This is a genomic window from Limosilactobacillus mucosae DSM 13345 (assembly GCF_001436025.1).
Taxonomy (GTDB): Bacteria; Bacillota; Bacilli; order Lactobacillales; family Lactobacillaceae; genus Limosilactobacillus; species Limosilactobacillus mucosae.
The window spans coordinates 42229-57051 of record NZ_AZEQ01000016.1 but is presented as its reverse complement, the minus strand read 5'-3'; the positions used below and the strand labels follow the sequence as shown (position 1 = coordinate 57051).

The following is a 14823-nucleotide window of genomic DNA, read 5'->3' as shown; positions in this document are numbered from 1 at the left end:
CGCGACAACGTTATCTAATATACAAAGATTACGGTCATATGTCAACGGCTTATCAAAAGTTTTTCAATTGTTTTTCAAACTATGAATATTAGACTGACTAGCTTAATTATCGTTCATAAAAATACGAATTTTAGCAGTGAAGTCAATCCATATCGATCGTTAGTTTATTAACCGCAAAATTTACGATTATCTAATCATGACACGGTCCAAGCCAATCAGCGACTTTTGCCAACAATCATGATAACAATCTATTTTAAAAATTTTCCGAGTTCAGGCTCGATTTGCTATCCAAAAATCAGCCATCCACTCTTTTAACTAATCAGTCTGCTTATTGTCACCAAAATCACTGATAACTCTTGAACCCAAAATAGAAAAAACATCGACAAAAACTGCCGACGCTTCTTTAAAACAAGCACAAAACTATTTGGTTACATCAAATACAAAATTAGATGGCGTAAATTTGACGCGGTATGCACGGTAAACGTATGTCCGGTCAGTTTTCGATGAACTGATCGTCAAGTTAAATACCTAGTTGTTGTTCTTATCAACTTCGATAATATTGCTTTGACTACCATCATGCTTGTAGCCAAAGTCAATCAAGGTATTGCCATTGCTTAAGCGCTGTGCCGAGCCGATCACCCGTGTAAAGTTATCCTTACCCAGGCTCTTACCATAAGACCAAGTCTGCTTAATGGTTTTCTTCTTAGTATCAATCGTGTACTGAACCGCTTGTGAGTACTTGCCAGATGTCTTGGCATTACCGTTTGTAACATCAATGTTGTTGTCATAAAGCAATACTTTTAGTTTCCCATTTTTACTGCTCAAAAGCGTCAAATCATGCTGACCACCGGTAATCGTCGTACCTTTGGTTGGCGTCAACAGTTTGCTGCGGTACTTCTTAGGCCAGGAGCTCTTCTTCTTGCCAGAGTAGATCCAGTTAATCTTGCCCGTCTTGTAGTTGATGGACATAGTGATATCTTGGTTACGAGCTGAAACTAAAAGATTGCCCGTCTTTTGATCGTAGTACAGCGAATTCATGTGCAGCCAGTCGATCTTGCCACCCTTAGTCGTCGTACTGTTATAGTTGCGATACATGCTTGAAGGCAGCAGTTTCTTAAAGTCGATTACCTTGACCGTCTTACCAGTCTTGTAATCAATTTCGGCAATCATGTCTTCTGCGTACTTGTCACCACCAGAGATCGTTACCAGCAGATTATGGAGATTATGGTTTGGCAACTCAAGCGCGTCATGGTAAACCGCGGTAATGTATTGTTCAAGCGAACTCTTGCCAAGCTTGTCGCTGAAACGGTAACGCCGGTAGATTCGACCAAGGTAGTCCGTTTCAGATAAGACGTTGTAAGAACCCTTATTGCCATTCGTCCGATTTTGAATCAACAAATGGCCATTGCTGAGCTGAACGAACGTGTGACGGCTGTAGAGCGTTGAGTACCAGCGAATATTGCCATCCGCGTCAACGGCAAACGGTTCTTCAGAAGTCTTGTTGATGTAAGTCAGCTCGTTATTGCCGATTTCCATCTTGGACTTGTTGCTCTTAGAAACCGTGATCTTGGTGTTGCGCAGATTCTTTGGCAGCTTGCCCGTCTTGATGGTAAACGTCTTTTGTTCCGTCGTGCCATCCTTGTAGGTAAGCGTAACCTGAACCTGGTTGCTGTAGTTGGCATAAAGCCCCACGATCGGTACCTGGTGCGTGGTCTGGTATCCTTTAACCGTGTTGGTAATCGATGTGTTATCCGTCTTACCGACAACCGTGTAAGTTACCTTAGCAGCCTTATCCGTCTTAAAGATCATCAAGGCCGTCAATGGCGAGGTACCGTATGGATTAACCTTGACGTAAGCATTATCCAGCGTCCGCGTAGTACTTTTGACGATTTTGGCATAGCTCTTGGTCTGCTTGGATGTCGGATTATTCTTAAGCAGATGACTATTGATATTTTTAATGATCTGCTTATCAGAAATGACACCCAGCGAATAATGACGATAGCCAAACCAGCCACCAACCCCGCATAAGACCAGCAGCACCGCGATCAGTGCCAGCCAACGTCCTTTTTTGTGGTGCAAACAATCACTTCCCTATATTAAATTAATAATTTCGCCTTGATCGACAAACCGCTTAACGCCCGACCATCAAAGCTGATACACAAAGCTTAAAGAAAAGTTGCGAATCCTTTTAGGAAAAGTTTTGAAGAATAACGGGGCAAAATGTAAATTTTATGCGATATAAATTCTTTTAAACTTAATCAATAACTTTAAAAAATTCATAAAATTGTCAATTCCAGAGTTTTTTGACATTTATCAAACTTTTCGACAAATATCAAAATTTAAATCTATTATTGGCTGATATTTGCATTATAATAGGAATGTAAGCACTTTAATCACGATAGTTTATCAGAAAGGTGGCTGTTCAATGAGTACTCAAACAAAATTTTCTGAAAAAGACATCGTTAAGACCAATCCGATCTTCTCACGGACGCGGACTACGATTGAATCGGCATTCTACGCCAACAACATGACGCATATTGCTGATACCGCGACTGCTTATCGTTTGGCGGCCGGCAACCCCAACACCATCGTTACCGACCTGCCAATCAAGCATACCGAAGAACTGGGACTGCCAGCCGATGCCAAGATGCTGGTCGACAACCATGGTCAGATCGTGGGCCGGACCGCGGCAGCACGGCGTTTGATCGGTTCTCCAGACATTGATGCCGAAAAAATCGATGGCGTCCTGCGTGAAGCTATCTATGAAGGCCACGAACGCGACTTTTACACGACGGACGTGATCGTGGGGCTGGATGAAGACTTTATGGTAAAGGCGCATCTGGCACTAGCAGAAGGATTTGAGGTTAATCTGCTTTCTTACATGCTCAACTTCCAAACAGCTACCGAAAACTGGCTGAAGCGCTATGCCGATTCACGGGCCTATGATGAAGGCGACATCTATCTGTACTGCGACCCATACTGGAGCAGTCCCGACTATCCACATGGGCTGGTTGTCATCGATGCTCAGCACAATGCAGCGGCAGTCTTGGGTCTGCGCTACTTTGGCGAGCTTAAGAAGTCCACTTTGACGCTGGCCTGGGCAACCGCGCACCGGCATGGTTTTACTGCTTGTCACGGCGGCGAAAAGACTTTCCACTTCAGCGACCGTGATGATCAGACTTTTGCTTTCTACGGGCTTTCTGGTTCGGGCAAGTCTACGCTGACGCACGCCAAGCATGGTGGCAAGTTTGATATTACCGTGCTGCATGACGATGCGTTTGTAATCAATCGTGAAGACGGCAGCTCCACGGCTCTTGAACCGGCCTACTTTGACAAGACCAACGACTATCTGCCGGGCAGCCGCGAAATGCAGTACTTTACTACGGTGATGAACGTTGGTGTCACGCTTAACGAAGCCGGCCAAAAAGTACTGGTAACCCAGGATCTGCGCAACGGCAATGGACGGACCATTAAGACGCGCTATGCCTCTACCAACCGGGTGGATCGCGAAATTGCCCCAATCAATGCCGTCTTTTGGATTATGAAAGATGACAGTCTGCCACCAGTCGTTAAACTGACCGATCCCGTTACCGCGGCTACGTTTGGTCTGACGCTGGCTACCAAGCGCTCCACAGCTGAAAACGTGGTGGGCGCTGACCGCAACGCTTTGGTTATCGAACCATTTGCCGACCCATTCCGCGCCTACCCATTAAGCGAGGACTATCAAGACTTTAAGGCGCTGTTTGAAGAACGCCACGTTGACTGCTACATCGTCAATACCGCCAACTTTAACGGCTTGGACATCCCTAAAGAACTGACCTTGAAGGCTTTGGAAGACATTGCCCAAAACCAGGCCGCCTTTAAGCCATTTGGCGAGCTGGCCAACATGGAATACATTGCTTACGACGGCTATCCAGTTGACTTTAATGATGCTGAATACGTAACCAAGCTCAAGATGCGTTTTGAAATCCGGCGCGACTGGGTTAAGAACTATGAAGCTCAGCACACGGGCGAAAAACTGCCAGCTGAAATTCTGACCAGTCTGGACAACTTGATCAACGATCTAAACTAATCAAATACTGACAACCTTGATCTCCAAGCGCTGAACTGCTCAATGCGGCTCAGTGCTTTTTAGATGCTCCAGTAAGTTGTTTTTGCAAGACAATATCATAGTTTTGCGCATTTTTCATAACGTGATTGGTCAGCCAGACTCGATACTGCTCGATATAGTACGGATCAATCGGACGACAGCTGGCCTCGTAAAACGCGCGCTCCCGTTCCATAATGTAGCCAATCAGTGCTTGACGACCGAATTTGGTAACAGTGTCGGGCAGCAAACGCCGGGGTCCCTCAATTTTGGCCTGCAGCGCAACTTGCGAGGGCCGCTCTACCTTGTAGTCAAGTTTTTGGGAGGTGCCAAAATAACCTTTGACGTAGCTGGCAACCCGACCGTTGAATCGCAGCAGGTCACCAGTTAACAGTTCACCTAAATCTAAAAAGCCTTTCGTATAATTGAGCCATAAATGATCAGTAATCAGTTCCCCGGTTTCGGCTAAAGCAACGTGGGTGAGCAAAAGCGTTGGCCGACAGTAACGGTAGCTTTTTTTATAGCCAACGCGCTCAAACCGGCCGATGAACACGTGTCGCATTTGGGGACCAAGTTGTTGGAGCTTTTTTCTCATTTTCCGGCTTCCTTTCTCAAATCATCTATCAGTGTCCTTATAAATGCTTTAGACGATTTAAGCGGAAATGCATTTTTATTTTTGATGAATTTCAGCGTTTGTCGACCAGATTGCGGCAAAATAAAAAACAATCGCACGCCACCAGCTGCGAAAAAACTGGTATCACACGATTGTTCTTTTCATTGTTTTTAACGATTATTCAATTTATCTTCCAGCCAAACCAATTGATTTTCTTGGCGACTGATTGCGCGAGCCAAAATCAAATAATGACCATATTGTTGATCAATCTGTTCTTGACTGCTGAATAATGCTTGTCGACGCTCGCGCAGATGATTAAGGCTGTTGCTAACCAGTTGGATCTGGTGCTTAAACAAATTTTCCAGTCTTGGATCATTACGATCATTAATGAAAAAAGTCTTTAAAGAAAATAGGTCTTTGGATACCGGCAGCTTATCAACGGGTTCCATCAACCAGTCATTAATAATTTCATGACCATAAGCCGTTAAATGGTAGTGTATCTCTTTATCATTATCTTCTTTTGAGTAGCTTTCAATCCAACGATCTTGTTCCATACGCTTTAGCTCTGGATAAACCTGACTATGTGATGATTGCCAAAATTCCCCGATATCAAAGCGAAACTCATCCATAATCTGCTTTCCAGTACAGTCCTTATTAAGCAGGATCCCCATAATAACATAGGGCAGTATCCTTTTTTGCGGCATTTTGCAGCATCCTTCCTTATCTGATTCTGCAAAACATTATATAACAAGCTACTTAGCCAGACGATGGTAATTTTCATCAAAGAAGCGGCCATTGCGAATATCATCAGTCATGCCGGCATAAGGGGCTTCATTGATAACTTCTTCATTATCCTGACCAGCGTCGCCCATGTAGGTAATCGTCGCAAACTCAGGCACTACTAATTTTGGATAGGTTTCATACTTTTCACGCGATTCATGCATTAAATCAATGTGTTCGTTTTGGAAACAAACCGTAATTTCTGGATATTCCTGTACCCATTTTGGAAAAAAAATCGTACCGTTAAGCTTATGTTCATTAGGAACGAAATCCAACGCGACATCAGTTCCCGTTGGTTCAGTCCAGGCAATCTTGTAAATTCCTTCCGTTAACTGATGAATGTGCGCTGGTTGATCCTTAACCCAACGGCCAGCAACCATTCCGCCATGAATCCGATAGTCAACCGTGTGATCATTTTTAGCGTACCATTCGTATTCCCAGCCATTGTCATACGTATAGATGAAATGCGTTCCCAAGAAGTCATCCAGCGTTTTGAAATGTTTGTCCATATGATTTAAGTTTGCCATATTTATTTCCGCCTTTCATAAATGTCGTTATCAACATAAAACAGAATATCATTTTATGTCGTTATCGTCAAATATCACCGACTAAAATAATTTGACCCCCATTCCCAAAAATACTTTTGAGAATGAGGGTCTATTAAAAATTTTTTGGATTTATTTTAAAGGCTTAATAACACAATTAATCTTTACTTTGTTTGGGCAAAGCAAACGATACGATCAGCGCGATAATTGCCAAAGCCAGCGTAAAGTAAAGTCCCGTGTGTACCCCGGACGTAAAACGCATCGCTTGGCTGCCAGCTGCCGCGTGTCGGCCTAATTCCAAGAAACTGGTAGCCAGAGCAGTTGCCAATGCTCCAACGATCTGCTGCATCGTATTCAAAATCGTACTGCCATCACTGGAGGCTGGTCCCCGCAATGCGTTTAGAGCACTGGTCTGCGCTGGTGACATTGCCAATGGACAGCCAATCATCAAGATCACGTGAGCCGCAATTACGTATGCAACTGCAGAATGATCAGTCGTCAAAAGCAGCATGACGATCCCGACGATGGCAATCACAAAACCAATCATGACTGGACGCTTGGCCCCAATTGAATCATACATCCGTCCAGCAAACGCGGAAACCAAAGCATTTACCAGACCACCTGGCAACATGACGATCCCAGTTAAGGCAACGGCTAACAGTAAGCCATTTTGCAGATACATTGGCATCAGATACATGGCCGAAAGAATAATACCAAAATCAAGCATGACCAATACAGCGCCAATTGTAAATGCCTTAACTTTGAAAACGCGCAGATTTAAGATCGGCGTTTCTAGTTTCAGCTGACGAATCACATAGGCAATCAATACCAAAATCCCAACCGCAAACGAGCCTAAGACTGGCCAAGAACCCCAGCCATCCAGACTGGACAGGCTCGCGCCAATTACCAGACCAGAAAAGCCAAGCACGGATTCAATGATTGAAAGCAGATCAATGTGAGGACGCGTTGGCTGACCAATGTTTTCCAAAGCAGTTACGGCCAGGCATAAGGCGATGACCAAGAAAATTTCAAATGACCAAAAGATCCAGCGCCAGGAAAGCTTGGCCAGAATCAAACCAGTCAAGGTCGGCCCAATTGCCGGGGCAAACATGATTACCAAAGCACAGATGCCCATAATGCTGCCAATCTTTTTTGGTGGGAAAATCTGCATCACAATCGTAAACATCAGTGGCAGAATCAAACCGGTACCAATCCCTTGAATCATTCGACCCGCCAATAGAACCGCAAAGTTAGGCGCCAGTGCTGAAATTGCCGCACCGATAATAAAATCCAGCAAGGCAAAAATCACAATCTGGCGAGTCGTAAACCACTTGGCAATCAAACTGGACAGCGGCAAGACGATCCCAATAACCAGCATGTAGCCAGTTACCAGCCATTGTAAGACGGCCGTACTGGTATGAAAGACGAGCATCAGCTTTGGCAGCGCGATGTTTAATGAAGTCTCACTAAACATACCGACAAAAGCCCCCAAAAGCAGACTGGCCATCGTCAAGCCAGGGTGTTTGACGCGAAAAGCAGGTTCAGAAAAATTTTGCATATATTTTGCTCCTTTAATCAAATTGACTTGATTAAAGACCAAACAGCAAGCAGACTTAATTTGATGTATTCAATTAACGCTAACTCTTAATCTTAATCAGCATGTTTGCCATTCTAGCAAAAATTGCCTCGGTTTCGTAAGTACTTTTTTTGGCAAATGGCAAATTTTTTCTAAAATCACCTGTCTTGAGCTTTTATCAAGAAACTTTGATACGATTTGCTGCATTTGATCATATACAAATGTAATGTTTTTAATTACAATTAACACAAAAATATAAAAGAAAGCAGGTATCACCATGCGCAAACCAGTTCCCATGTTAGACAGCCATCTGTCAGGCGATGAATTTCTCAAGCTGATTGTCGATAGTTTTCAGTCCGTTGTGTTTGGTACGGTTGATCAAAATGGCGATCCCCACACCAACGTCGCTGATATCGAGGTTTTAGACGGCAACCGGCTGATTTTTGCGACGACCTATCAAAAACCATTTTATCAACGTTTAAAGGCTCATCCCCGCATCTCGATCACGGCTTTAAAAGGCAGCGAAACTCTGGACAGTGTTGGCTTCACCTTAACCGGCACGGCAACTGAGGTCAATCAGCAGTATCTGGAGCAGATTTTTGACGCTCGACCGGAAATGCAGCAGATTTCGGCAAACCATTCTGAACGGCGCAGCATTTTAAGACCATTTGCCATTACGCCAATTACCGGTTCGATTTACGACCTGCGTCAACAGCCAATTTTCCAGAAGCGAATTGAATTTTAAAACTGGCTGTCTCAAAATTCGCCTAAAACAGCACGACCCTGCCGCAAGTTTTGCGTCAGGGCCGTTTTGGTATGCTTAATTTAGATATGTCATTATGGAAGAGTGGTTAGATGTTTTAGCAGTTCATTATGCAATATTCAAAAAGCTTCAAACCCAGTAAAAATTGCCTCTGCCATTTCACGCCGCTCATGAATACTTCGAGAACATCTAGGAATAACACAGTATTGATTGCTGTTTTTGCTCTCGTCCAAAATATCAGGATAGACACACAGATCTGATATTTTACTTTTTAAGCTAAAGCATCATAGTTACCTTAAACCGTAACATTATGACTTTTTCCGAGATACTCCTGCGTCAGAACGCTTCTTACGCCAGGCGCCATCCGAACGACGCGATCGATTTTGGCCTGAAGTAGGTCCCGTTTTTACAACTGGTCCATGTGTTTCGCAAGGTGATTTAGAATTCTTATTCATAAATGTCACTCCTTTGTGATTGTTAACCAATATAATCAAATCACTTTTCCATCCAATGCCTAATTTACTTTAACTGTACTGCATGCAGCTTTTTAATATGATTTAAAACTTTATCTGTTAGTTTCACATTATATCTACTACATAATTGTTGCACCATCTCAACATAAAACACAGTTGCTCTTAAATCATCGTTATTTTTAATAGCTTGATAGGTTTTTGAAATATACTCTTCCCATAATTTCTTATAAACTTCTTGAGCATTTTCTTGTTCATTAATCCGACTAACAATACCGGGTGCAATTCTGTAGTACTCTTTTACTAAATCATCCATTACCTGATTGCGTACCCTATTACGATCTCGAAATCTTCTTAACGTATTCAATTCATCACAGTTATCGTCTTTATTTAATGCAAGACAGGTTGCAGTAGTAATAAAACATCCACTATCAATAACTTCAGATTCTTCAACTTCTACTTTTGGCGTATGTTTTTTGGCTTTTAATTTTCGTTTACTAATTTCATTCGTTATCTTATCAAGCAATCGTTTCGCTTGAACATATCCCTCATCATCAGATTTTTTAGCATATCTCTTGGCTTTATCTAAATCTTGGACAATATCACCATTACGATTGAAATAAATTTTAGCGATATAGTAATTCGCTTTAGCACTATCTGATTCTTCCAAGTAACTTAATGCTCGACGATCATCTTTAGTCATGTAGTATAAGAAGCCAAGGATTTCTTTTGTCTCAACTTTCACCTCTTCATCTACATTTGCATCTAAAATACTTAAAGCAAGCTCTTTTAATTGAGTAGCCTTTCGCTGCTTAATATCATCACTCAAAGGTACCTTATCCTTTTTTTCGTGATGTAATTGTCTTTCAAATTGTTTGTATTCAAATGAGAGAATTTCAAACATAGCCGGTGGATACTTCAATGCAGCAGCTATCCGATAATTCCAATTTTTGCCTACTCCCATTACCTTAGCTTCTTGATAATTAGCTTCTGGAAAGGCATTCTTAGCTAACCAACGCAGAGAAGTATCACTTTCACTCAAGAGCACTTTTCCAGCCATTTCACTTCCTAAGTTAAAGGCCGATTTTAAAAGCCGCACTGCTTTAATTGGATGATTCTGTTTCATTTGCCACATTCCAGCATACAGATACTCATCGGCAGTTTCATAATGCTGAAGATTGCTTGCCAATCGCATTAATTCATCATCAGATAGCTTTAAAACACTATTAGCAAAGATTTTGGCATGACAAATTAATTCAGTATCTTTTTCAGCCAACAGCTTATTAAGATCACTACTTGCGCTCGATACTCCTAGGGATTGATTAATCATTATATTAAAAATGTAGCCATAACGAGAATCAAGCTCCGTCATCTGCTTACGTATAACATCCAATTCTTCTTCTCTAGTGTAAGCCAGACTCTTACAGAAATTCCACCAATAGCGATGATAGAAGTCCAACGCATAAGTACCTAAAGGAGTTCTTTTCCCCTTTGGTAGCTTCTCCATCAGATAATCATCTATCTCAGACAGACTATTTAAAATTGGTTTAACTGTGGAATGAAAGGAATTATATTCTTTCTCTAATTCTTTCTTATTGTTTATTATTTTTTGATATAAATCTTTAGTTTCTGAAGTTGCTTCTTCCTCTAGATCAAATCCCATTTGACGGATACGCGTTTTCTCATATTCAATTGTTTTTCGATATTGAATATCAATCTCAAAAAACAATTCTTTAAATGCAATCACTGCAAAACGAGTGTCATATGATCTCCATTTTGAAATATCGGTTGCTACTGACCGCAAATTTTTTTGACTCTTGCTCCATTCCAGAACTTCTGGATTTTTAGAGATTAAACTAATTGGACGATAATCTTGCCAGATCTCTAAATATTGCTTAGCATATTTTAATTGCTGAGCATCATCTACTAACAACAATATTTCATCTTGAAATTGCATTAGGTCCTGACAAGAAGGATCTTTTGCATTCACATATTTTGGGAAAAGCGTAATTGTTAGATTCTCGTTTTTAATATGAAAAGGAAAGCAGAATGCACGCAATAACTGCATAATATCCACATCATCTTTCCATAAACGTAATACATTCTTAAATTCATCAAGCGTTATCTCTTCTTGATGAGAATAATTATTGATTAAGCTGGGATAGTGGCATAGTGGTGATAAAACTATTGGTAGATTTTGATTTTTTTTGATCATCCAATCTAACTGTGATTCTGTATTTAAATTTAGCTGATCTTCTAACGCTATCGGATCAAAATATACAATTCCTAGATTATAATGACCAATGTAATCTGGAAATGAGGCCAACGTTTCCAACATTCTAAATATCTTTTCAATTTGATGATGATATTTTTCAAACTGAATGAATTTGGAAGTTCTTAATAATTGTGCTAAGTCTTTATTAACCATTTCTCGAACTTCAGTAATTTGTTTTATTAAGTACTGACGTTTGACATTGTTTTCACTTTTAAACTCTGTATCGAGAACTTTAGATAATAATTTTATATTTTTATTTTCTTTCGTTATAATCAACCACCTTATATCATGATAGCAACTCAATCTTTTTTAATATTTTCTTTTTTAAATTGTCATATCGCCTTTGATCATATTTCAAAGTATCCAGTTGGCGAACATTATCAACATATAAATCAACTACTGATTCTAACCCCATGATATTATTCGAATTGCTGATAATATTTTTCAAATTTACTCGATCTTCATCAAGACCAAGCGCAACCTGCTTAAATTCATTATCTATTTTGTCGAAAAGTAAATTTAATTCGTTAAGAGCCTTGAATCCAGTACTATTTAATGTTTTTTTCTCTATGGCTTTAAAATAATCAACGATATGATGTTGACCTGCATACTCAACGCCTCTGACAGAATCATAAGCTGTAATTACTTTTGGATGAATTCCGTTTTGGTTAAGTGTTTTCTCAGCCTCTTTAATAATCTGCTGCAGTTCCCTAGTTGTTTTTGAGTCAGCCCTTGTAAAAACAACCAGCAATGGTATGTTTTCCGGTAATTGCTGCAAGAATTCAATATCATCACTTGTAACTGCTCCAGTTCCCGAATCAATTAGCCAAATCAAAGAATTAACGTTTCTTAATTTTTTGAGCGATAATTCTTTGTCTGTCTGTTCACTAGTTTCTTCGCCGCGATTATATCCAGGTGTATCCAGAAAAACCAATGACTGTTTCCACTTACCAGGAAAACTATTACTTTTGATTACGATATATTTAATAAACCTACGTAAAGAGATTTCAAATTTTTCAAAAAATTCATGAGTCAATGCCTGCATAGCCTGACCATCTACCACTATTTTATTGTACTGGGTAACAATACTAATTTCGTCGTGATCGCTGCCAACAACATACGTGGGAATGGAAGTAGTTGACTTTTGATTCTCCGGTAATCTCATAGTATCCGATACCTTAATCAATGAATTTAAAAACTTTGACTTCCCAGCACTAAACTGACCACCTACACCGATTAGAGTCTTATTTGCTAAAATTTCTCCTTCCATCAAGCGCTGACTTAAATCAGACATTTTCTCATTTAACGTCATAGAATGACCTATTGGCAGCAATCGGACACACTTAGGCAATTGTTCCTCAAGCATTTGATTTAATTGACCGATGTCAAATTTTCGAAACTTATCTTTCTTACTAGGTAAAACCTGATAAATTAAGTTCAACGCCTGTTCAGGATCATTCAAATATGGATTTAACCTTTTCTTCCGAAATCCATTTTTTAATAGTTCGTTAGAATCATCTAGAATCCCCATAATAAATTCCTCTAGACTTCAAAATTTTGAAAAATACTTTTAGCATCTTTTAACTGCTGTAGATATTCTTTATACCTTTCAATGTTAGCTTGTTTATTATTTAAATTGCTTTGCAGCATTTTTTGGCTTCTTACTAGATGCTTCTCAATATCATCAGCAAAGCTAACAGCTTTCTCTTTCATTAATCGGCTAACCTGGCTTTCAATTTCACTAAGCTTATCCACAATATCTGACTTAATCTCTTCCATTACTTCTAGCTGCTTAACTTTCAAAGTTGCTATCTCATCATCAGTAACTGTCGCACTATAAAAACTGTCACTAATCTCTTTTTGATATTTTTTACTATCAACCGTTTTAAAAGGCGGCAACGTTAACTGCTCCAACATTAATTTAACTGGTCGTACAACGTCATCTACATTAAAGTCAACATCACTATTTTCGAAGGTATCCTTAACAATCCTTTGCACTTTTTGTTTAATGTCATTGATATCAAAAGCATTATTCATGTTCTGAATAATTAAGCGATCACTTTCATCAACATATTGTCCAATATTTCGAACAACGTCACTCACGGAAGCCGTACTATACTGTGAAACCGTATCATAATTGTTCTTCCACCACAAATGCCCTTCTGTGTGGTGCTCAACTTTCTTTTTAGTCGACACATCAATATCATTATAATTACTTGAAACACCCCGAATTTCACTAGATATTTCTCGTAATCGAATACTAATATCATGATTAGCCTGCTCAAAAACATCCTCTAATTGCGAACGCATGCGTATAGCTGCTTCTTGAATCAATTTAATTTTCTGCTGACTATTTTTAATGCTTAACTCTTCTAGCTGATTTAAATTGCTGGCGGCTTCATCGTGAATAGTATTCAATTGCTTAATAAAGTCGATACAATGATCCTTAATGTAGTTATTTTGATGTTCTTGAATAATTTTTTCCTTTTTTTCACGAATTGGTTCAAATTCTTCTTTATAAAAATAATCAATCCCAGATAGATCTCGTAAAGAAGCTTCATCGTCATTCATACCAATGAAGCGCTCTTTCATCAAATCAATCGTCTTTTGTTCTTCTTCATTAAATTTTTGACCATTGGCTTTTTTCTGTGCAGCGTTAAGCAATTGTGCAGAGATAAAGTGTAACTGAGTTTCGCCATTTCTATATTTTGTGGCAATTCTACCAAATTGTCGTGTAGTTTGAGAACGACTATCAATTTGCTGTTCGAGTGTTTCCTCCAGTTCCACTCTAGTTGCTGTAAAAACATTCTTTAGTTGCTGTTTTTGATTATTTCTGTCATCTAGCATTGCAAGATCAAACTTGCTGGCAACAAAAGCAACATTTTCAATTCCCTCACTTGGCAATGTTTCTGAAAGCAGCTGCATATCTTCATTTCCCATAAACTGTGAAGCCGTACTCAACAATATCACTAAGTCACAAGATGACAAAAAATCCTTTGTTTCTTTGCTTCTAGAGATAATTGGATCGCCTAAGCCAGGCGTATCAACCACTACCATATCCTTCAACACAGGTTTATCTACGCCAAGTTCAACATTTTTAACGATTGGTGAGTACTGACCATGAGAACCTACATAATCTTTTAAATCTTCAACTTTTATTTCCTCACTACTCCCAATTCTTTGTTCAATCGATGGTGTACTATTGGCCTTAGAAACTAACTCTTTGCAAGCCTTTAAACTATCAGGCATTTTTCCAGCTACACGATTCCTAAGTACCTCTTCAGATACTCTTCTTTTTGCGCGCTTTTTTTCTTCTACAAGTCGCCGGTCAAGTTCGCTGTCATACTCAGTTGCCTGTTTTTGAATGTCACTCCAGTCTTTAGAATCATAATATACGACCTTTGCATATGGTTTTTCAGCATAGACGATACGGGTCAATCCAGCTGTCATTGGCGTAGCAGCTTTCGGTAATAATGGTTCACCGTCAAATAGCAAAGCATTGAGAAATGAAGATTTACCTGCTTTAACTCGACCAACAATCCCGATATGGATACTTCGATCATGAGCCATAACTTGTTCTACGTTTTTGGCTAACTGTTGACCACTATTGCTAAAAGCATATAAGTAATCATTATCTACTAGCCCTTTACCTTTGTTAACGATCTCAGTCGCATTTTGAATGACATTTAAAAATTCATTAATCTTACTTTGCAT

General features: G+C 39.8%; 10 protein-coding genes. 2 read left to right on the top strand and 8 right to left on the bottom strand.

The window, feature by feature from the left end:
- Positions 1-528: 528 nt before the first annotated feature.
- Positions 529-2079 (bottom strand): aryl-sulfate sulfotransferase, encoded by a 1551-nt coding sequence (locus FC47_RS07835; RefSeq protein ID WP_235804002.1) that lies wholly within the window; start codon positions 2077-2079, stop codon positions 529-531.
- Positions 2080-2425: 346 nt separating this feature from the next.
- On the opposite strand from FC47_RS07835, the gene FC47_RS07830 reads away from it, so the two are divergent.
- Entirely contained in the window at positions 2426-4072 is a 1647-nt protein-coding gene (locus FC47_RS07830; protein WP_056968551.1) for a phosphoenolpyruvate carboxykinase (ATP), read from the top strand.
- Between the two features lie 49 nt (positions 4073-4121).
- Here the strand turns inward: FC47_RS07830 and FC47_RS07825 are convergent, their stop codons facing one another.
- From FC47_RS07825 to FC47_RS07810, 4 genes are all read right to left on the bottom strand, one after another.
- Positions 4122-4682, bottom strand: a complete 561-nt coding sequence (locus FC47_RS07825; protein ID WP_052133643.1) for a hypothetical protein — start codon at positions 4680-4682, stop codon at positions 4122-4124.
- Between the two features lie 188 nt (positions 4683-4870).
- Entirely contained in the window at positions 4871-5404 is a 534-nt protein-coding gene (locus tag FC47_RS07820) for a PadR family transcriptional regulator (RefSeq protein WP_039945548.1), read from the bottom strand.
- Positions 5405-5452: 48 nt separating this feature from the next.
- Positions 5453-5989, bottom strand: coding sequence for a phenolic acid decarboxylase (locus FC47_RS07815; protein WP_056968555.1), 537 nt, complete (start codon positions 5987-5989; stop codon positions 5453-5455).
- 193 nt (positions 5990-6182) lie between these two features.
- Positions 6183-7583, bottom strand: coding sequence for a DHA2 family efflux MFS transporter permease subunit (locus FC47_RS07810; protein ID WP_056968550.1), 1401 nt, complete (start codon positions 7581-7583; stop codon positions 6183-6185).
- 295 nt (positions 7584-7878) lie between these two features.
- On the opposite strand from FC47_RS07810, the gene FC47_RS07800 reads away from it, so the two are divergent.
- Positions 7879-8346, top strand: a complete 468-nt coding sequence (locus FC47_RS07800) for a pyridoxamine 5'-phosphate oxidase family protein (protein WP_056968548.1) — start codon at positions 7879-7881, stop codon at positions 8344-8346.
- 537 nt (positions 8347-8883) lie between these two features.
- On the opposite strand, the gene FC47_RS07795 is transcribed toward FC47_RS07800, so the two are convergent.
- From FC47_RS07795 to FC47_RS07785, 3 genes are read right to left on the bottom strand one after another with little or no spacing between them, the layout of a single operon-like run.
- The gene (locus FC47_RS07795; RefSeq protein ID WP_056968547.1) at positions 8884-11385 is read right to left on the bottom strand and encodes a CFI-box-CTERM domain-containing protein; all 2502 of its coding nucleotides are present in this window, start codon (positions 11383-11385) and stop codon (positions 8884-8886) included.
- Positions 11386-11395: 10 nt separating this feature from the next.
- Positions 11396-12640, bottom strand: coding sequence for a dynamin family protein (locus FC47_RS07790; protein ID WP_056968546.1), 1245 nt, complete (start codon positions 12638-12640; stop codon positions 11396-11398).
- Positions 12641-12651: 11 nt separating this feature from the next.
- Positions 12652-14823, bottom strand: a complete 2172-nt coding sequence (locus FC47_RS07785) for a dynamin family protein (RefSeq protein ID WP_056968545.1) — start codon at positions 14821-14823, stop codon at positions 12652-12654.

Coding starts and splice junctions, on each gene's coding strand:
- FC47_RS07830 (WP_056968551.1), top strand. CDS start 2,426: ATGAGTACTCAAACAAAATTTTCTGAAAAAGACATCGTTAAGACCAAT.
- FC47_RS07825 (WP_052133643.1), bottom strand. CDS start 4,682: ATGAGAAAAAAGCTCCAACAACTTGGTCCCCAAATGCGACACGTGTTC.
- FC47_RS07820 (WP_039945548.1), bottom strand. CDS start 5,404: ATGCCGCAAAAAAGGATACTGCCCTATGTTATTATGGGGATCCTGCTT.
- FC47_RS07815 (WP_056968555.1), bottom strand. CDS start 5,989: ATGGACAAACATTTCAAAACGCTGGATGACTTCTTGGGAACGCATTTC.
- FC47_RS07810 (WP_056968550.1), bottom strand. CDS start 7,583: ATGCAAAATTTTTCTGAACCTGCTTTTCGCGTCAAACACCCTGGCTTG.
- FC47_RS07800 (WP_056968548.1), top strand. CDS start 7,879: ATGCGCAAACCAGTTCCCATGTTAGACAGCCATCTGTCAGGCGATGAA.
- FC47_RS07790 (WP_056968546.1), bottom strand. CDS start 12,640: ATGGGGATTCTAGATGATTCTAACGAACTATTAAAAAATGGATTTCGG.
- FC47_RS07785 (WP_056968545.1), bottom strand. CDS start 14,823: ATGCAAAGTAAGATTAATGAATTTTTAAATGTCATTCAAAATGCGACT.